Raw genomic sequence first — 19,459 nt, 5'->3', positions numbered from 1 at the left:
TATTTCCGATGCGTGAACTCCCGGAGGACGATTATGGAACTACCTTCGACTTCGGGATGCGCTTTTGTGGTGAAGAAGCGCAGTGGACTCCACAAGAACGCGATTCTAGCGGTCTGGTTGCTCGTGAGCGAACACTGCGATCGGTCGGGTCCTACACTGCATTTCATGGAGGCTGCGGGGCGCCGGGGCCACCGTCTGCCGGTGCGTTATGGACCAATCTCGAGAAGTATCTCTTCGATCCATTCATGGGCCACCATTTCGTGCGACTCACCAGCGAGCGGGACGTTCGTCCTGAGCCCGCTTCGGGCGAGCTCGATGTCGACCCTAACGGGCGCGGTGCGACCAACCTCATTCGCAACTACCTGACGAGTGCAGAGCTACCGCACGACTTGGTCGAGGAGTCGATGCTCGACGGGCTCAACGAGATCTTCGAGAGCGATGCGTATTTCACGCGCATCATGACCAAGCACGACAAGAACGAAACCTGGGAAGTCTTCCTCGAGGAAGACGGCAAACCCCTGGTTCGCCTGTCGGATTCGGGCAGTGGCTTGAAGACGGTTTTGCTCGTTTTGACTTTCCTGTACCTCGTCCCTCACAGCAAAAACCCAAAAGAGCCCGACAAGTACTTCTTCGGCTTCGAAGAACTCGAAAACAACCTCCACCCGGCGCTGCAGCGCCGTCTGTTCCGCTACCTGCGCAACTTCGCCGACGAGCACGGCAGCCACTTCTTTTTGACGACGCATTCCAACGTGGTCATCGACATGTTCAGTCAGGACGATGACGCGCAGATCCTGCACGTTCAGCGCGAGGATGGCCAGGCGACGGTGCACCAGGTGAGCACGTATGCCCAGCAGCGGGCCATCTTGGACGACCTGGCGGTGCGCGCCAGCGACCTGCTGCAGTCGAATTGCATCGTGTGGTTGGAAGGGCCGTCGGACCGGCTGTACTTCAACAGGTGGGTCGAGCTGTGGACCGACGGCGAGCTTCGTGAGGGGAGTCATTATCAATGTGTCTTTTATGGTGGGTCGTTGTTGGCGCACTACACGGCCGAGGAGTTGGGGGCCTCGGTCGACGACCTGGTCGAGGTGTTGCGGGTCAACTGCCACGCCATTTTGATGGCGGACAGCGACCGATCTGAGGCCGGTAGCGAACTCAAGCCGCGGTTGGCGCGCATCGCCGAAGAGATGGATGACACCCAGATGTACTGCTGGGTGACGGCCGGCCGCGAGGTCGAGAACTATATCCCGGTCGAGGCAACGCGCGCGCTGCTGGATGACGAAGGTTTCGAGCCGGTCGGCCCGTTCGATTCGTATCCGGAGCAGATCAATGCGGCGCGGGGGCGCAAGACCTTCGATAAGGTCGGTCACGCCAACGCGGTCAAGAAGCACTTCACCAAAGCGATGCTCGAGGAGACCGCCGATTTGGCCGAGCGGTTGGAGGAAGTGTGTGAGAAGATTCGGGAGTGGAATTGAGTGATGAAGGCTGGCCGGCTTTGGTGGGAGTGATGGATGTATTTCAGTGAGTTCAAGATTCGCAGCTACAAGAGCTATTGGGAGACCGAGAGCATTCCGCTTTCGTTGGGCGTGAACCTACTTGTCGGGAAGAATAACGCCGGGAAGACTGCCTTCTTGGAGGCGATGCAGGTGAGCGCTTCGAACATGCCTCACCGAAGTCTACGAAGTGTGCCTTCCCACGGCGATAAACCGTCTAAACCAAGTAGTTTTGAGTTTGTCATCTCGTGCCGTCAAGAAGAGCTTCGGCAACATCTATCCAACCAGCCATTTTGGGTCCACCAGCAGCGTGGCGACGAGGACAACCCGGTCCTTCACTTCTGGAGGTGGATACATGAGCAAGAACGCATCAAGTTTTGTTTCGAGGGCCGCAGTGGTATTCAGCGATTTCTTCGCACGGAGCCCCAGGTGCCGTTCGGACTTGCCTTGATGCTGGAAGCGAATTCCAAAGCGGCGATGGCGCGTTACAGCTATGACAGAGACAAGTCCGAAATCAGTCTGCACGACAGGTCAAGTGTAGCTAGCAAGCACCACTTCGCTTTTCGGCTCGGAATGCAACATCTCGGCCGAGTCTATCGCTTCGATTCGGTGCGCGATGTAAAGGGCGTTTGCGATGTCAATGTATCGACCGAACTTCAACCGAACGGCGCAAATCTCGCAGCATGTGTGCAGGACCTTCAGAGCGAAGGTTATCGGAGGGTCAAGCACTACAATGAGCTCGTCAGGCGTGTTTTTCCCTCCATTCGAGAGGTGACAGCAGCTCGAGACGGCGGTCGGGTTCGAATTGAAATCTGGAAGTTCGACGGCCGCCGCGATCTCACCTTCGCCCTCGATGAATGCGGCAGCGGCGTCGCCCAGGTTCTGTGTATTCTGTACATCTTGGTGACATCGCGCTTCCCGCGCACCATTCTCATCGATGAGCCCAACAGCTTTCTGCACCCCACCGCCGCCCGCGCGCTGATGGAGATCATCGCCGAGTATGGAGACCAGCATCAATTCGTAGTCTCGACGCACTCGCCGCTGATCGTGAGCAGCGCGCGGTCTTCCTCGATCATTCTGACCGAGATCGACAATGGCGTCAGCGAACTGCGGACCATCGAGCCGGACCAGCGCGACCAGATCACCAAGGCGTTAATGGCCCTGGGTTCGAGGCTGTCGGATGTGTTCGGCGTCGACCGCATCGTGTGGGTCGAAGGCGAGACCGAGCAGGAGTGCTTCCCGATGATTCTAGAGGCGCTTACGGACGTCAAGCTCGCCGGTACCGCGATTCGGGCGGTCAAGCACACCGGGGACTTCGACGGGAAGGACGCCGAGAATACGTTCGACATCTACGAAAATCTGAGTTCCAGTCACAGTTTGTTGCCGACGGCGGCCGCCTATGTGTTCGATCTTGAGGACAAGTCGAGCCGGAAGGTCGAGGACTTGAAGCGCAAGGGGAGTAAGGTCGGCGCAGATGTCGAGCGGATTCGCTTCTTGGACGCTCGGATGTACGAGAACTTTTTGCTCGTGCCCGAGGCGATCAAATATGCCATCGAGCAAGATCCGTACGCCAACGATGTCTCAGTCGAATTAGAGACCGTTGAAACCGAGCTCAAAAATGAATTGGATCGACGCTACCGCGAGCACTGCCCTGATGCTAGCTCACAAGAGTGGGAGCATAATGAGACTTGGCTGTTGGAGAGCGTTCACGCAGCCGAGGTTATCGACCACGTGTTCGACTTCGTCAGTGAAAGCACCTTGGAATTGCGAAAGACCTTGCATTCGCCGTTAATGACTGAGTGGCTCTTAGCGAATGAACCGGAGAAGCTCAGACCGATCGCCAATTTGCTCGAGGAGGTCTTGGCTCGTTCTGTGGGTGAAGACGGCAGGGAGCTTCCAAATTAGATGTGATCACACCAGCGTTTGCACATACTTCGCGACGAGAGTTGCTACGCGTTGGTAGGCGCGAACAGCGCCCTACCCAGCTGGCGATGACCCGTGCAAACTCAGTTTTTCTTGGATTGTCAACCTGTTCTAGGGTCAAAGTGGGCTGCCTGCATTCGTTTGAGTTGCCCGCGCTTAAGTGAAAGACTCCGATTAAATAGTGTAAGTGCGGTGTTGCTTTTTTTCTCGACAGTTGTGCTGAACACCGATAGCTTGCAGCTTCTACTAATTAAGTATTTACGGGGAGACAGTAGTATGAAGTTGTCTTTGAAGGTCTCGATGGCGTTGCTGATTGCTACCTTGTGCACAATGCTGCTGCCGCGAATGGCCATGTCGGCTGTTCGGGCGGGAACTGAGTCGGGCGATACTTTCGCAGTGGTTTGCTCTGTGGCGAATACCGACCCAATGCTTGTTAAACTCAAAAAAGGACAGAAGGTCGATCCAAAGGCAGTGCGCGAATGGATGAATGATTGCGGTGAGAGTGGAAGTAATGGCCACTATCCATCTACCGTCCCCGGAAGTCATTTGTACGTTCCCGTGGACTCTTACACTTTCGTTGTTTGGTTTGAGCAGAACCGACAGGTTGTCGATCCTTCTGAGGTTAACTGGGAAAAGGCTCACTATAAGGTCGAGGGAGGACAATCTGCAGATTTGAGAAGCTTTCCCGTCCGGCGCCATCCCTTGATTCTCGTACCTCTTGCGAGTATCGAGGCGCATCATGCACAAGAAATCCAATTCAACATTGTGCGAGATCCCGAAGGCTCGGGAGAACCTCAGGATTTCACACGGACTTCATTCTACTTCAAGAATAAAAGGAGTATTGAAGGCTACCGTGCACTCGGTGAAGAGTCCTTTTTCTGGATTCCGGCGGGGCTGATTTCTACGAATTTCGATACTGGTGATAATGGCTTGATTTTTTCGGCTGCACCGGTGTCCCTTGCATTTGGAATGAAGTGGAACTTCGAAAGAGTAGCTGCCTTTAACTATCTGGGCGCGTCTGTGACCGGAGGGTGGAATATTGTGGAGCTTCAGAGCGGAGATCAAGGCGATCTTGCTGCCGATAGAATCTCTATTGGTCTACTCGGCGACGTCTCGGGCTGGTTCTATGTGGGAGGCTCATATCTTGTCGACCTCGGCGATGGTGAGTCTCCTGGGGTTGTTGCTACCGTAGGTGTCGGACCCAATCTGTTGGAGTTCCTCGGCGCTGGCGAGTGAGCCTCTATCATCAGCGGAAGAATTTGCTGTGCGCTGTCAAAGAAGTGGTTGGATGCGTCTGCCGGTGGCTTGAGGCTGAAGTAAGTAACTCTAAAGACGTGCTTGAAGCGGTGACGTAGCTCATCGTTACATTTATTCGCTGCTTATCAATTTCGAAGCTCACGCGGACGCGCACGGCATGACGCCACCCATTGATGGATGGCGTCATGCCGTTTTTATGTGGGCGAACATATCAAAGTCACACGTTGTCACCCACGCACTCCTCAGCTCCGTTCAGAGTCGTCGCCAGTACCCCCCCTCGTAGAACTCATCTTGCGGCTGCCAGCGCGACACCCCCTGAGCCTGCGAACTCCAACACCACGCGTCGATCGCCCCGACGGGTGAGGAGGAAGTGCGCCTCGCCACCGGCGGCGGCGTGATGCTCTTCGACGCCTTCTCCTTCTCTTTGGCTGTCACGCTCGGGGATGAGCACGGCGGCGAGTTCTACTTGCTTCCTGGCCTGTCGATTCCGGATTTGGCTCAGATTGGGACGGCGGAATGAGCATGATGCGGAAAGCCTTGTTGGGGACCCCCATCCGCCTCGCGCTGTACTTCGCGCGAGGCACCTTCCCCGAGGGGAAGGGATGCCCTCGCCAAACGTGCGTCTCTTGGTTTTTGGGCTTTAACCCCGTCAGAAGGGCTTCTGAGGGTTGTGAAGGGGGCGCGGGTTTTGCTCGGGTCGTGTCGGACGGGTGCTCGGCCGGGTCGGGTTGCGGGTGGGGTCGCGTGGGAGGGGTTCGGCGTTGGGGAGGGCGTTGTGGTGGGGTCGCGTGGGAGGGGTTCGTCTTTGGGGGAGGCGTTCGGGTGAGGTCGCGTTTTGGGGGTTCGGCGTTGGCCGGGCCATCGAGGTGGACCTGAATTTGAGGGGGGCGGTGTAGGGGGGGATCGAGGGTGGACCTGAATTTGGGGAGGGCTTCGAACCCTCCAAAAGTGACTCGAGTTGGGCGCGAACCCTACGTCGAAGGGGATGGGCGTGACGCGTGTGGGAGGCTGAGCGCGGTGTGGAGGGGAGCGCCGCGACGTGTGTGCGACGCTCCCCGGAGGGCGTTGGGTGGGCTTATTCTTCGAGGACCGGCTGGGGCTCGACGACGTCGTCTTCGGCCGGCGAGTCGGTGTCGTCGGCGGAGGGGGCCGACGGGTCGGTGTCTTCATCGGGCGTGGGTGCGACCGGGGCGTTACCGCCCTCGTCGTCGACGATTTCGCCGGTGCCCGGGTCGACGACCGGGGTGACGCCGCGCCGCTTTTGGTACTGGGCGATGCGCTCTTGCTGGTCGTGGTAGGCGGCGAGCAGGTCGGCGGTCGCCTCGGGGTCGTGGGCGGTGAAGACGTGGGTGGCCATGATGACCAGGGCGAAGCTGTCGTCGGACTTGCGTCGCGCGTCGAGCACCTGGTCGAAGGTCACCTGATTGGCGTCGACGGTCAGGTGGCTGCCGAAGTCGGCGTTGAGCCGGCCGACGCCATCGATCAGGCCGGTCAGCCCGAGGGTGTCGACGTCGGCGCTGAAGGTCGTGGTCATGCGCCCGTGAAATTCCTTGATGGCGGCGTGCTGCTGCTCGTACTTGAGCGAGGTGATCGGGAAGACGCCGCGGGGGAGCACTTTGGTCTTGATGCGCCGGGCGGCCTCGCGTTGCGGCGAGTCGGACTCGCCCTTGGCGTAGGCGTCGATGATGGTGTGGGCCTGGCCCAGAGAGCGGTCGAGTTTGACGTCGACCTGCACCGCTTCTTTGCGGGAGGCCGGGCCGCTGGTCTTGCTCTGGCCCCAGTCGAACTCGATGCTGCCCACTTCGTCGAGGTCGGCCTGGGCGGCGTCGATCAGCCCGACCAGCTCGCTCAGCCCGCGGGCCTCGGCCTTGGGGCGCATGTCGTTGAGGCAGAACTCCTTGCTGCCGGTGTCCTGTTGGTAGCCGTCCAATTGTTCCGAAGGACGTAGACTCATCGTTTTGACTCCTGTCAAAAGAGTGGGTTGTCGCGGCGCCAGTACATGCGTCGAGGCCCCCCAAATCGTCTCGCAAGCACGGTACGGCGCTGGACCCGTGGCTCTACTACCGAGGACGTACGTCTTGTGGCGTCGACTGCCCCGTTGGGGGACGGCCGCGAGTGGTCCCCCTGGGGAAGCTGTGTGGTTCGAATGGAGTGAGTCTATTGGGGGAGGGAGGGGGCGTCAATAGGGAGGTTTGAGTTGGGATGGAGGGCAGCGGGTCGCGCGATTGGGGCGGCCAACCGCACGAATTCTGTTCAATACGAGGGCGAAGGATGCGTCGCATTCTGTTGTTGATGCTTGTTTTGGGGGGCTGGCACTCGCGGGTGTCAAACTCCTTGAGGTCGCCAACCTTCTGGAGTCCGAAGGCCTGATTTACCTTTTGGCTCTGCCGGTCGTTCAACGTGAGCAGCTTGTCGTTGCTCCTCAGTGTCGTCGCGATGGTGCGGGGGGACGGCGTCAGCTCGGTGTCGCGAGTCATATGTAGTCATTAGGCTCGTGTCTCAGTGGGGCGCGGCCAAGGCGGCCACCAGATGCGCAGCACGCTCTTCTTTTATTTAAATGCGGCATTAATGGGAATACTGGAGAAGTAGAAAAACGGCGGGTTTGTGCGGGTACGAGAATAAGGGTGTATACTGCTAGGTGTGGTGATTAAGTGTTGAAAGTGATCGTGGCCGGCGCCGTCACATATGTTGGTTTGCCCTTGTTGGGCGAAGCCCCCTGGATGTCCCATTCTTAATGCAAACTCTTGGGGGGGAGCGTCATTTTCCACGGCCGCGGCCAGTCGTTTGGTCGAGCGGGGCTTGTGAAAATGGTCTGCGTGGAAGGGGTGGGCGGTCGCTTATGGGCTGCTTTCTTGGGAGGGCTTTTCTTTTGAAGGAGATCGAAGGGATTTGACTTGACATGGAAAGAGGCTTCTTTGAGTATGAATATACCGCACACAAAGTGATGCGGGGGAAATGCATTTCCTCAACGACGTCGTGTCTAGTGCTTATGTGCCTTTAGGGGCATGTTTATTTATTGTAAGGAGACAATATGTCGAAGAAAAAGACGTTGGGTAATATTGGCAAAGCTCTCGCCCTCGGCGCAGCTATCTCGGCCGTGCCCGGCTCGGCTTTCGCCGAAGAGCCGATCATGTGCGAGGTCGACGAAGAGTCGACAATCGACGCGGCTGGAATCACGTTGGAGGTCACCGAGCAGGGGACCTACAAGATCCTCATCGACCCGGCCATGGTCGAAGAGCTCGAGGGTACGACCGGCATTACGCCGACTGCCTTCGACATCGTCGTCGATGACATGGTTTCGGCCGCCATCGTGGTGCGAAACTAGAGTGACGTAATGTCGCACTGATCAAGAGGCGGCTTCGGCCGCCTCTTGTTTCCTTTGATCTCTTAGCGCTATATCCATGGCACATTATCTCTGGCTGCTTCCCACAGTAAGCCCGGCGAACGAGGACGGATCGCTCGTGCTGCGCGGCACGCGCAAGAAGATTACCATCTCCAATCTCGGCAAAGCCGGGGTCGCTGCCCTCGCCAAGCTCGACGGCACCAGGACCGAAGCGGAGTTGCTCGACATTCCTATCTTCGAGCTCTTGATGCCCGTGCTCGAAGAGCGTGGGTGGCTGGTGCGCCTTTCGGCGCGCTTGGACGAGTTCCGCCAGGAAGAGCCACTCTTCACCCGCCAACTCTCCTACTATGCTCACCTACAGCCCTTCGAACCCGACGCGATCCTCCGGGACCTGAAGAGTCGCACCGTTATCGTATACGGCATGGGGGGCATCGGCTGTCACTGCGCGTTGACCCTGGCGGGGGCGGGCGTCGAGAAGATGCATCTTATCGATCACGACACGATTGACTTTTCGAACCTGAATCGCCAAATCCTATATACCGCCGAAGATCTGGGGCGGCCGAAGGTCGAGGTCGCGGCCAGGGAGTTGGCCCGCCGATTCCCCGCCCTCGAACTGCACACTCATACCTTCAACGTCGATCGTGACGCCGACGTCGAACTCCCCGAGGCCGATCTCATCGCAGTGTGTGGGGAGTGTGAGGGGCTGTACGACCACCCCGGGCTCGTGGCAGACACGCCGCTGATCCGAGGCGGCTACGAAGGCTGCGTCGGCCTCATCGGCCCGTATGTCGATCCTGGCTTCAATACTCCCAGTTGGCGGCAGTTGATGACGGTGCTCGACCGCCCCTCCATCGCCCAAGCCTTGAGCGCCGCGATCAAGTTGCCCAACAGTTGGAACTCCTCGGGATCCACCATCAATACCCTGATGGGCGGGCTCATGGGCGAGGCGGCCATCCGCATCCTCGCCGCCGACCATCTGCCTTTGCTTGTGGGCTTCGAGGAGCTGCGCATCGATCTGAGAGATTTGTCGCTGACCCGCTCCCCCATCGCCCAGTGAGCGCGTTCGCCACACGAGTAGCGTGCGGCTTGGATGTTCCCAGTTCCTTTTTTCTCTTGAGCAAATCAGTCCTATGAAATTTGAATCCAGAAAGGATGTTCAGGCGCTCGACTATCCTGACTTCGTCGCCCTCCTCGGCCAAGAAAACACGCCTCCGGGAGGGGAGGACACCGTGCGTTGGTGGATCGACAAGGCGTCGATCGACGAGCACAGTCACCTGCTCGACTTGGCCTGCTCGACCGGGTTTTCATCGCGGTACATCGCGCATCACCTCGGTTGCAGCGGGGTCGGAATCGATCTGTCCTCGAGTGCTATCGAACGGGCCCGACAAGTGCGCGGTGAGCTGCGCCTGGACTTCCAGGTCGCCGATGCCACCGACCTGCCGCTGGCCGACGAGACGTTCACGCACGTCGTGGCAGGTGGCACGTTTGCGTTCTTCGACGCCTCCGAAGCCGCCCTCGACGAGGTCGCCCGCGTGCTCGAGCCAGGAGGCAAATTGTGTGTGTCGAACTTCTTTTACCGCTCTTCGCCGCCTGACGAGTTGCTCGACACCGTCGAGCAGTACATCGACTTTCGACCGCGGGCCCATTGGACCGAGCAATGGTGGCGCGAGTACTTCACCTCGCGTTTTGAATTGTGTGAGTCCCAAACGCACTCCCTCGAGCCGGTTTCGATTCCGGCCGTGGTGTTCGCCACTCGCCGTATGCTCGACGAGTCGTCTTTTTACGCCGACGCTCGCCCCGAGCTGCAACAGCAATGTTTCGACCGCATGCGAGACACCCGCATCGTGCTCAATGAACATCGACGGTATCAAGGACTCGCCCTCGAAATCTGGGAGCTCAAATGAGTTGCTCGACGATCCCGCCACTTGTCCGCCAGACCGCGGCCGAGGTGAAGACCCCCTTTTTTCTGGTCGACATCGACGGTATTCGCGCTAGCTTGCGTGCGCATCAGCAGGCATGGGCGTCTCACTTTCCCCGGGTGGAGGTCGCCTACTCGTACAAGTCCAACAGCCTGGCGGATATCACCCGACTGTTTGCCCGAGAGGGGCTCGCCGCCGAGGTCGTCTCCGGACGAGAACTCGAGCTCGCATTGCAGGATGGTTTTCAGCCCGACAAGATCTACTTCGACGGCCCGCTGAAGACTCCCGACGAGCTGCGCAGCGCGCTCGAGGCCGGAGTGGCCATTCAAGTCGACAGCCTGCCGGAGTTGTCGACGGTGCTCGAGTTGAGCGACCAACTCGCGAGCTGCCCGCGCATCTCGATGCGGTTGGCTACGCGGCGGCCGAACGGCCGCTGGTCTCGATTCGGGTTGCTCCTCTCCGAGGTCGCCACTGCGCTGCAACTCCTCGACGACGCCGAAGTGCGCCTATCGGGGCTACACTTTCACGTCGGCTCGAATCAGCCGAGTCCCCGATTGTATCGTGAGACGATCGCCATCTATGGCTCACTGTTCCGACAGATCGTTGACCTGTACGACGGCGACATCTGGCTCGACATAGGCGGGGGCTTCCCCTCCAAGAGCCAGACCCCGGCAAAGACTCCGGAGATCGCCGAGTTCGCCGACGCGGTCGCGACGGCGTTTCGAGCCCAGCATCTCGATCCGCATCATTTCACGCTGGTCGTCGAGCCGGGGCGAAGCCTCGTCGAAGATCACGGCTATCTCGTCAGCCGCGTGCGCCACGAAAAGCGTCGCAACGGGCGTCGGCTGCTGGTGCTCGACGCCGGGCGCAATCTGATCCCGTCGCTGGAGACCTGGCATCATCCCATCGAGGTGGTCCACGACGCTCCCGAGCTGGCAGGTTCGCTCGACCAGGAGATCGAATATGATCTGTTCGGGGCCCAGTGCTTCGAAAGTGACTCGCTCGCCCGCGGTTTCACTTCCCCGGTGCCTCTATCGCCGGGCACGCTCCTCGTCTTTGGAGAAGTCGGCGCCTACGATCTGGCGACCTCGCACAGCTGGATTCGCCAGGCCCCCCCGGTGCTCACTGTCTCAGAGGAACAGTGGCAGCCTTCTTCATCGCGATGACCCACTCCCTAAGACACGGAGACAAGCATGCCGACAATCATTCGTCCGCCGCGACTCGCTCAGGGAAGCCGGCTCGGTGTAATCGCCACGTCCTCGCCGATCGACGAACTCGACGACGCCGTGATCGCGCGAGGATATGCTCGACTGGCCGAAGTGGGCCTCGAGGTCGTCGAGGCGCCCAATTGCCGGCGAGCCGTCGGACATACCGCGGGCACGATTGAAGCGCGCGTCCAGGCGATCCACGACTTCCTCACCGACCCGAGCATCGACGCGCTGATGGCGTTTTGGGGCGGTCATCAAACCCATCAACTCCTCGAGTATCTCGACTTCGAGCTCTTCGCGGCTCACCCCAAGCCGATCATCGGGTACAGTGACCTGACTCCGCTGCTCAACGTCATCACCGCGCGCTGTGGGCTGGTGACCTTCAGCGGCCCGGCGGTGATCACTTTCGCCAAGCCCACTCTCTTCGATTACACCGTGCGCTGGTTCGAGCGGGTCTTGTTCGAGGGGGGCCGCGAGCTGGACTTTCAGGCCGCCGAAATGGTCTCGACCAACCTGTGGTACGAGCGCGAGGACCTGGCGATGCTCGAGCGGCCCTCTCAGGGGTGGAAGACTTACGCTGCGGGAGTCGCCCGCGGGCGGCTCTTCGGTGGCAACCTGGGCAGCCTGCTGTTGTTGAGCGGCACTCCTTACTGGCCCGATCTCGAGGGGACGATCTTGTTCGTGGAAGAAGACGAGGTCGAGTCACCCGAGACCATCGATCGCTTGTTCACCAGACTGCGTCAGATGGGAGTCTATGACCAGGTCAACGGAATGGTCATCGGCCGCTTCCCCGATTCGGTTGAATTTACCCGGGAAGATAGTCTTCGCGACATTTTGGATGTCGCGCTGCGCGGCTACGACATCCCCGTTCTCTACGACGTGGACTTTGGGCATACCGATCCCCTCTTGACCCTCCCGATCGGCGTCGAGGCTGAGTTGGACGCCGCCGGGGGGCGCTTTCGCTTACTCGAACCGTGGAACAAGGAGCGGCCCTGATGAGCCCGAACTCCCAACGACCTCTCGCCGAGGCTGTCTTCGAAGGCTTCCAACGCACCTCGGCCGCCGAGCTCTTCGTGCGGTGCGAGCACCGCTCGCCTCGGCTCGACGCCCCGCGCCTCACCGAGCAACTGTCTGCAGACTATGGCGTCGAAGCGGTGGCCGACCCGGCCGAGCTGCCGCGCGCTGCGCGCGCCGACGACTCGCAGCCTCGCGTCTTCGCCGTGGCGCCGGAGGTGATGGACGCTCCCGTCTTTGGCCAACTCCTCGCCCAGCGCTGCGACGGCCGTCGTCCCCTGCTGCTTGCCGCTGATTCGTCGATGGAGGCATCGCAGATGGCCGCCACGCTCGGCCCCCTGTCGCTGCGCAGGCTCTGGTGTCGCGACTTGTCCGAGGCGCCCGACGACACGGTGCGCTTCGTGGCCGGCGAGCCGAAACCCGCGCGCCAAATCGTGCGAGAAACGCCGCTGCAGCAGCAGACGCGCGATCAACTGATGGCCTTCTTTAGCCGGCCCATCAGGCGGATGCCACTGCAGAAACTGTCCGATATGCGTCCCTTGGAATTCCTCGCCTACCTGGGCGATCCGAACGCCGCCCCCGGAGGCGGCAGCAGTGTCCAGCGGCTGAGCCAACGCCTGTTGGACCTGGGGTTGGCGCCGGACTCGAGGATCTTGGATGTGGGGTGCTTTACCGGCCTGTCTTCAATGGTGCTCGGTCGCAACTTCGATCACGTTCTCGGCATCGACAACGACGCCGAGTTCATTTCGATGGCCAATTTGCTCGCCGGCCAACAAGAATCGGCGGCCACCTTCGCGAGGTTCGATGTCACCGACCTGCCTTTCGACGACAACTCCTACGACGGCTTCGTCTTGACGGCCACCTTGGGCTACTCCCCCGAGCCCGAAAGGATCATCGAGGAGGGGAGGCGCGTGCTTCGGCGCGGCGGGTATATGGTCGAATTCTTGTACGATTACCGCGACGTGCCCGCTCATCTGGTCCGTACACTCCAAGAATCCATCTCCGCTCATATTCGGGTGGCCTCCCTGGCCGAGCAGTTGCGCCTCTTCGAGCAGCGCGGGTTGAACCTCGTCTCGGCCGAGCGCTTGCCGTCGCTCGAGGCACATACCGACGACGTCGAAAACCTGGTCACCTCGATCGTCGAGCGAGAAAGGCAGCGCAATTTCCACATCTATACCAAGCACGACTGGGCGGGTTTCGAGGAGCTAGTTCGCACCCGGGCCTGCCCGATCGATCTGGGCGAAAAAAGGCCCTCAGTCTACCTGTGCATCTTTCAGAAACCATGACTCTTTACGGTGAGCTACAGCGCGCTGACTGGCTGCGGCTGAAGTCTTTGGAGCCTGCAGACGTTCCCGATGTTCTCATCCTTCACGGGGAGTGGGGCTTGGCCGGCGCACTCGAGCGGTGGCGCTCGGCGTTCGCCGGTGAGGTGTGCGACACCGAGTGGAACGCGCTTTTGGGCACCCACGCCGGCGTCGACGTCATGGTCGCCGGCGTCTTTGGCAGCCCTATGGCGGCCTTTGTCGCCCACCCGCTGTGCCAGATGGGGACCCAGCTGGTCGTGCAGACCGGCTACTTTGGCGGATTGTCGCCCACCGTCGACTACGGAGACGTGTTGCTGGTCACCCACGCCGACTGTCATGACGGTGTGGCCCCCAGCTACGTGTCGTGTCCGCCAGATGGTTACGCGGCCGAACCGGGCTTGCTCGCGCGGATGCGCCGTATTTGCACCCGCAAAGAGCTGCCATTCGCCCAGGGCAAGGTCATCAGTACCGATGCGGTGTTGACAGAAGATCTTGCCAAGATCCGTCGGTGGCAAGAGCGCGGATTTGTCGGCGTCGACATGGAAACGGCGACCACCTTCTCGGTCGCGCATGCCTACGGCTCTCAGGCCGTGGCCATACTCAACCTCTCCGATCATCTGGATCGGGGCGACAGCTTCTTCGAGTACACCGACGAACGCCGCCAGCTTGAGGCCAACACCGACATGGCCATCCGAGACGTCATCCTCGAGTTCATCGAGGAGAGCTTCTCGAGTTGACCCGCGCGCCCTCCCGACGAGCCGACCATGAAATCGCAGTGGAAGATTTGCAGTCTCTTGTTGCCGGCCTTTCTGGCCATACAGGCCTACGCGACCTTGAGCGACGCGTCGAACTACCCGTTCAACGCCTATCGCATGTTCACTCGTACGCTGAGTGACGGGGTCTACCTCGAGCGCATTCGGTATCTGGACCAGGAGGGAGGCTCCCACACACCGGGTGAGGTGATCCCTATCCCTTTCTTTCAGGCCAACGAGATGTCTTATCGCGCCTATATCGACACCGACGACCCGGCGCTCGAGGCGGCCATCTGTCGGATCGTACTCGACGGCACTCAGACCGAGCAGGTCGAGGTGACCCGTCAAATCGTGCACTTCACCCGCGACGCCGACAAGGCGATGACCTCTTCTATCTTCCGCCAAGAAACGCTCCATGTCTGCCGATAAGCCCCCATATTCGAATCCCTGGGACCAATTCTGCTTCGGGGTCCAAGCGCACAAGTTCATGGAGATGGCGCATGTCGTCTTGTATCTGTACGCCCTGGGCGTGATCTGGGGGACCGACTGGTCTCCCTACCGAGCCACCGAAGCATGGCTTTACAGCCCGGCCGGTCTGGCCGAGCGCGTCGGGCTGGCCTTCCCGCCTTCGGGCCTGCTCGTCGCCGTCAACCTGGCGTTGACCGCCGCCGCCGTGCTGTCGTTGATGCGCGTTCGCCATCGGCTCTTCGCCTCGTTGTTCTTCGTGGGCTTCTTGCTGCTGGATGCCTGGTCGAACGGGTTTGGCTTCGTCAACGCGCGCATTCATTTTGTCTGGTTTCTCGGAGCGCTGGCCCTCTGCGACTTTTCTCGCACCGAGAGGTGGACGCAGTCCTGGTCCGAGTCGACCAGCCTGGCGTTTCGATTCATGGAGCTGGTTACGGTCCTCGTCTACGTCCAATCGGGCCTGGCCAAACTGTTGGAGTCGGGATGGCAGTGGGCGGCCGACGGCACGAACCTGCAAATCGCGCTGTTGCGCCAAGAGACGACCGCCGGGGTGTGGCTGGCTCAGTACCCCGCGGTCTGTGAGTTGATGGCCTACGGGGCTTTGAGCTTGGAGCTCTTGTTTCTGCTCTACTACCCCCTACCAAAGCTCCGGCGCGCCTTGCTCGCTGCCGCTATCGGCTTCCACATCGGCACCTGGATCTTCATGGGGATATCCTTCATCCACCTGTGGATCTTCTCAATTCTGGCGGTAGCGTGGAGCCGCGACCTCTTTACCAACCCTGTCGACAGACGTGCACCCGAGCGGTTGGGCGCCGAGGCTTGATGTGCGCAGAGGCTGAGGCTCTTCGCGCTCCTACTCTTTCATCGGGCGCGTTGTGGCTTACTCTGCCGGCACGCCGCCGTGTTGCGCCTGTTTGGCAGCGCCGCCGTCGTGCCCCCCGGTCGAGGCGACGCGCGCGCTGCTGGAGGGGATGCAGGTGCGCGCACGCGACATGCCCCATCGGAGCCTCGAGAGTGTTCCGAGGCCTGGCGACCAGCCTCATGGGAGTTCCCGGTTCGAGTTTACGATCACGTGCAGCCAAGGAGAGCTTCGCCAAGTCCTTCGAATCGGGGTGAATTGGGTTCACTCTCCCGCGTGCGAAGATCAGAGAGAGGTCGTGCGAGACTTGCGACGGTGGCTGCACTCGCATGAGGAGTTTCAGTTTCGGTTCGAAGGGGGGGCCGGTATCGCCAGATTCAGCCGGGCTTGGCCCTCACCGGTCTATCCGGTCCTCTCGTGGTCTCGACGCACTCGCCGTTGATCGTGAGCAGCGCAAAGTCGTCGTCGATCATCTTGACCGAGATCGACAATGGGGTCAGCAAGCTGCGCACGATCAATAGAACTCTCCGGAAACGGACTCGGTTTCTCCGTCGTGGGTTCAGGAGTCTAGCGCGACTTCATGCTCACTGTTACCGATCACACAAGCCCCGCTGGAAGTGTCGGCCATCGCGGTGATCGTGAACTCGAGCTTGGCCCCTTTGGGGACGGTCAACACCTGAGCATCGTCCGGTGAGGGTGACTCGGAGCTCTTGACCCTTGGGAGCGTGAGCATAGGACCGGCGTGGGTCGGAGCGATTACCGGGTACCAAGGCTTCTCGAGGGTGACCGTCTGCGTCGTCTCGCCGTCTTTGCGCACCGCAACCTTTCCGGTGGCGGTGACTTTACCTGCGGCGTGCGTGATGGAAACCACGACGGTCAGATTCGATATCTTGACTTCGTCGCCCGCACTTTCGAGCTTGGCGCGCGCCGTGACGCGATAGGAGCCATGAACCCCTACGCCTTCGCACGGGCTCCAGTTGGCCTCCACCCAGCTCCACTCGGAAAAGTCATCGGCGGCTGCCGGCGAGGCCCACAGCAAGACGAGTAACATGGCGAAAATGGTCCGTTTCATTGCTTCTCCTCATTGAAGTTTACGGTACAGAGGGTGGTCTCACCCAAGTAGAGCTCGGAGGTCGTGCACGACCTGACATTGTCGAGTCGGCCTCCGAGCCAATCAATGTCGAGCTCGATCTCGACCGGTTGGGATAGGGCGGCGTGTCGATTCGCCCCGTCAAGTTCGTCGCCGCTGCGATTGAAGTAGCGCACACCGAGGCGCCATTGGCCGGACATGACCGAGGTGATGTAGAGCAAATAGCGCCGGCTTTGGGCGTTGGACACCGTGCCGGTTTCGTGATTGGTCAGCTTGAGTCCGCCGTGGGCCTGCGGGCTGCCGCCGTAGGTGAAGTAGGTGATCGGCACCGGCACCTGCTTGGCCTTCAACACTGCCTCGCGGCCGTGGCCGGCTCGGTCACTCGGATCGATGAAGAGCGGCGGGCCGCCGTTCGGGGGGATCAGCACGAATTGTAGCAAGGCGTGCGGATCGGAGGCGGTCACCTCGATGGTGGCGAAGTCCTCCATATAGGTCGGCGGCTCGGCGTCGTCGCGGCTGACCGAGAAGATGAACCCGAGCAAAATCGCCGCGCCGAAACCACAGCTGAATACGTCGAGCAGGCTGACCAGAGAGCTGTTTCGGTGCAGGCTCATGGCTGTCCTCCGCCGGTGCGGTAGCGCACACGCTTGCCTTCTTTGCTGCTGATGTGAAAGCGCACGGCGCGCTCGTAGTTGGGCGCCGGCAAGCTGCGCCAGGTGGTCTCGGCGGGTGTGAGCGCGTTCCACGGTCCCTGGTAGGCGCGAGCGCGTACTTGGACCGGTACGCCACCTCCTTGACGGGCGAGGTCGATCGTCTGCGTCTCGGTGGTGATGAGGCCCTGGGGGCACAGCAAGACAAAGGCGATGGTGTGCTCGTAGATGTCGCGATACGAGCGGCACTCGTCGGTGGCGCGCCCTGACCACCTGGCGCTCATCGTCTGAGGCGGGAAGCGGTGGGCGGGGTCGATCGGGCGAACCTCGACAACCCGCACAGCGGTAAACTCGCCGAGCTTGTCTTCGAGGTCGCCGGGGATGCCTCGTGCCGGAATCGCGGCGTTGCCACCGCTCTGGCCGCCGTGGGCGATGCTCTCGCCCATGCGCGGCAGCGTGCTGTAGACCATCATCAAGATGATTGCCGCGCCGAAACCGCACGTGATCACGTCGATGAAGCTGAGCGTCGAGCCCGCTCCTAGATCGCTCGACTCTTCGGTGGAGCTGTCGCTCATGCTTCTTCCTCGGCCTTCGAATCGTCGTCTTGGCTCTCCGATTCGACGCTGGCGAGGGTGCCCTCGGCAGCGGGTGCCTCTTCGTGGGAGGCGTCGGCGGTCTCGACGGCTGCGTCGTCAGTCTCGTTGCATGGTTTCCACTCAAACCAGCGAGATTCGAACACCATGCGCTCGGCGGCCATGACTAGCTCGTAGGCGAGGGAAGCGATGAGCGCGAAAACCAGGGCGACCAGCGTGGTCGTAAACGCGAGCGCCAGCGTGGAGGCGACGTTCGAGATGGCAAAGGCCTGCTCGACGGCGGTGCGCGCCTTGACGATCGCGTCGGCGTCGGCCAGCGCTCCGCTCATGCCACGCACAGTTCCGATAAAGCCCACCGAGGGCAGCGCGGCGATAAGCCAGCGAATCGGCCATAGCTGACCGCGCACCGAGGACTTGACCTTTTCATCAGAGGGCATGCCGGTCACGAGAGGATCGTCGGGTTGTCGGCGCAGGGCGGCGAGTATGCCCGAGCACGACACCACCGTGAGCAGGTGGGCGAGCAGTAGATAGCCGATCAGACACAGAAAGATCCACATGACCCACTGCTCGGGGCCGAAGACGATGCTCACGTGGTAGCGGCTCTTGGTGACCTCGGCGTCCTCTTCGATGAGCACCAACAGTTGTCGGGCGTACTCGGTGAGCTGTCGGCGCTCTTCCAAGATCTCTTCGTCGTCGACCGCTTGGGCCGTGTAGTGCTCTTGGACGCTAAAGTGTTCGAAGAGAGTGTCCAACACGCTTCGGTCCGGATAGGAGGTGCCCCAGTAAGCCTCAGCTCGCCAGGGGACCCGGTAGGCCTGGCTGGGGCCGGCGGGATATTGGCAGGCGGGCTCGTGCTCGATCTTATCGGAGGAGGCCTGCAAAAAGGCGGTCACCTCGGAGAAGCTGAAAGGGGCGGCCGTGTCGTAGACCTTCTGCCATTGGGAGAGCGACAGCGGACCACTGTAGTCGTCGACATGGCCTTTCGGGAGGGGCTCGCCGGGTGAGCTCCTCCACAAATCCTCGCTGGCGATGCACTCGGTGTAGTCGTCGAGCGCGTAGGGGGCGCGAGCCACCAGTTGGACGAGGTGGCGCTTGGCGGCGGCAATCTCTTGCTCGTCGAGCGGGCCATCCCTCCCCACCTTGGCAGCCAAACGGACCAACAGCTCCACCCCGGGGACATCCGTCTTCACGCCGGGGTTTTCGCCCGAATCGTTCGAGCCGCCAATGCCGTGTGCCGAGCGGAATTTCGGGTCGATATCACCGGGGGCGACGTCGTTTTCGATGATGCCCAGCAGTTGCCAGATCTGCCAAAGCAGCTCTCGGGTCATCGGCTTAGCCTGGCCGTTGGGGCCGCCTTGAATCGTGGGGTCTTTCTCGATGACGGTGGTCAACACCGGCGCCTGGCTGATGGCCACGTTCAAACGTTGGTAGGCATACTCGACGCTGGCGGTGTAGAGGCGCGCGCCGCGGTCGTAGGCAAACGGGACGACAAAGAGAGCCAAGAGCAGCCAGACCACCGAGTAGAAGGCGAGACGGCGTGGGAGCAGAAACCGGCGCAAGCGATCGATATAGTTGGATTCGTTGTCTTTCAT

General features: G+C 60.7%; 18 protein-coding genes. 13 read left to right on the top strand and 5 right to left on the bottom strand.

What is annotated here, in order from left to right; translation table 11 throughout:
• Window positions 1–245: 245 nt before the first annotated feature.
• The 4 genes from FIV42_RS10525 (at window position 246) to FIV42_RS30105 (ending at window position 5,190) form a co-directional block, all read left to right on the top strand.
• Entirely contained in the window at window positions 246–1,472 is a 1,227-nt protein-coding gene (locus tag FIV42_RS10525) for an ATP-dependent nuclease (RefSeq protein ID WP_168210544.1), read from the top strand.
• A gap of 36 nt (window positions 1,473–1,508) precedes the next feature.
• Window positions 1,509–3,395 carry an AAA family ATPase gene (locus FIV42_RS10520; protein WP_141197639.1) on the top strand — a complete coding sequence of 629 codons (1,887 nt, stop codon included), beginning with the start codon at window positions 1,509–1,511 and terminating at the stop codon, window positions 3,393–3,395.
• Window positions 3,396–3,689: 294 nt separating this feature from the next.
• A complete protein-coding gene (locus FIV42_RS10515; protein ID WP_141197638.1) occupies window positions 3,690–4,649 on the top strand; it encodes a hypothetical protein in 960 nt (319 codons plus the stop codon).
• 391 nt (window positions 4,650–5,040) lie between these two features.
• The gene (locus FIV42_RS30105) at window positions 5,041–5,190 is read left to right on the top strand and encodes a hypothetical protein (protein ID WP_168210543.1); all 150 of its coding nucleotides are present in this window, start codon (window positions 5,041–5,043) and stop codon (window positions 5,188–5,190) included.
• Between the two features lie 555 nt (window positions 5,191–5,745).
• Here FIV42_RS30105 and FIV42_RS10510 read toward each other — a convergent pair.
• Window positions 5,746–6,624 (bottom strand): DUF6261 family protein, encoded by an 879-nt coding sequence (locus FIV42_RS10510; protein ID WP_141197637.1) that lies wholly within the window; start codon window positions 6,622–6,624, stop codon window positions 5,746–5,748.
• 1,077 nt (window positions 6,625–7,701) lie between these two features.
• Here FIV42_RS10510 and FIV42_RS10505 point away from each other — a divergent pair.
• The 9 genes from FIV42_RS10505 (at window position 7,702) to FIV42_RS10465 (ending at window position 15,498) form a co-directional block, all read left to right on the top strand.
• Entirely contained in the window at window positions 7,702–7,995 is a 294-nt protein-coding gene (locus tag FIV42_RS10505; protein ID WP_141197636.1) for a hypothetical protein, read from the top strand.
• 76 nt (window positions 7,996–8,071) lie between these two features.
• A complete protein-coding gene (locus tag FIV42_RS10500; RefSeq protein WP_141197635.1) occupies window positions 8,072–9,070 on the top strand; it encodes a HesA/MoeB/ThiF family protein in 999 nt (332 codons plus the stop codon).
• Between the two features lie 73 nt (window positions 9,071–9,143).
• Window positions 9,144–9,917 carry a class I SAM-dependent methyltransferase gene (locus FIV42_RS10495; RefSeq protein WP_141197634.1) on the top strand — a complete coding sequence of 258 codons (774 nt, stop codon included), beginning with the start codon at window positions 9,144–9,146 and terminating at the stop codon, window positions 9,915–9,917.
• Window positions 9,914–11,098: a type III PLP-dependent enzyme domain-containing protein gene (locus tag FIV42_RS10490; protein WP_141197633.1), complete on the top strand. Its 1,185-nt coding sequence runs from the start codon at window positions 9,914–9,916 to the stop codon at window positions 11,096–11,098. Before FIV42_RS10495 ends, FIV42_RS10490 begins: the two co-directional genes overlap by 4 nt.
• Before the next feature lie 27 nt (window positions 11,099–11,125).
• A complete protein-coding gene (locus FIV42_RS10485) occupies window positions 11,126–12,136 on the top strand; it encodes a S66 peptidase family protein (RefSeq protein WP_141197632.1) in 1,011 nt (336 codons plus the stop codon).
• Complete coding sequence (locus tag FIV42_RS10480; RefSeq protein WP_141197631.1) at window positions 12,136–13,440, top strand: class I SAM-dependent methyltransferase; 1,305 nt, start codon at window positions 12,136–12,138, stop codon at window positions 13,438–13,440. The genes FIV42_RS10485 and FIV42_RS10480 overlap by 1 nt, the downstream gene beginning before the upstream one ends.
• Entirely contained in the window at window positions 13,437–14,195 is a 759-nt protein-coding gene (locus tag FIV42_RS10475; protein WP_141197630.1) for a phosphorylase family protein, read from the top strand. The genes FIV42_RS10480 and FIV42_RS10475 overlap by 4 nt, the downstream gene beginning before the upstream one ends.
• 27 nt (window positions 14,196–14,222) lie before the next feature.
• A complete protein-coding gene (locus FIV42_RS10470) occupies window positions 14,223–14,639 on the top strand; it encodes a hypothetical protein (protein ID WP_141197629.1) in 417 nt (138 codons plus the stop codon).
• The gene (locus FIV42_RS10465; protein ID WP_141197628.1) at window positions 14,626–15,498 is read left to right on the top strand and encodes a hypothetical protein; all 873 of its coding nucleotides are present in this window, start codon (window positions 14,626–14,628) and stop codon (window positions 15,496–15,498) included. The genes FIV42_RS10470 and FIV42_RS10465 overlap by 14 nt, the downstream gene beginning before the upstream one ends.
• A 595-nt stretch (window positions 15,499–16,093) precedes the next feature.
• On the opposite strand, the gene FIV42_RS10460 is transcribed toward FIV42_RS10465, so the two are convergent.
• The 4 genes from FIV42_RS10460 to FIV42_RS10445 are packed head-to-tail and all read right to left on the bottom strand — an operon-like array spanning window position 16,094 to window position 19,459.
• Window positions 16,094–16,606, bottom strand: a complete 513-nt coding sequence (locus FIV42_RS10460) for a hypothetical protein (protein ID WP_141197627.1) — start codon at window positions 16,604–16,606, stop codon at window positions 16,094–16,096.
• Window positions 16,603–17,238 carry a hypothetical protein gene (locus FIV42_RS10455; protein WP_141197626.1) on the bottom strand — a complete coding sequence of 212 codons (636 nt, stop codon included), beginning with the start codon at window positions 17,236–17,238 and terminating at the stop codon, window positions 16,603–16,605. Before FIV42_RS10455 ends, FIV42_RS10460 begins: the two co-directional genes overlap by 4 nt.
• Window positions 17,235–17,849 carry a hypothetical protein gene (locus tag FIV42_RS10450; protein WP_141197625.1) on the bottom strand — a complete coding sequence of 205 codons (615 nt, stop codon included), beginning with the start codon at window positions 17,847–17,849 and terminating at the stop codon, window positions 17,235–17,237. The genes FIV42_RS10455 and FIV42_RS10450 overlap by 4 nt, the downstream gene beginning before the upstream one ends.
• Window positions 17,846–19,459 (bottom strand): MotA/TolQ/ExbB proton channel family protein, encoded by a 1,614-nt coding sequence (locus FIV42_RS10445; protein WP_141197624.1) that lies wholly within the window; start codon window positions 19,457–19,459, stop codon window positions 17,846–17,848. Before FIV42_RS10445 ends, FIV42_RS10450 begins: the two co-directional genes overlap by 4 nt.

It is taken from the genome of Persicimonas caeni (assembly GCF_006517175.1).
Taxonomy (GTDB): Bacteria; Myxococcota_A; Bradymonadia; order Bradymonadales; family Bradymonadaceae; genus Persicimonas; species Persicimonas caeni.
The sequence above is the reverse complement of the archived record's forward strand: the minus strand, read 5'-3'. Positions and strand labels throughout refer to the sequence as shown.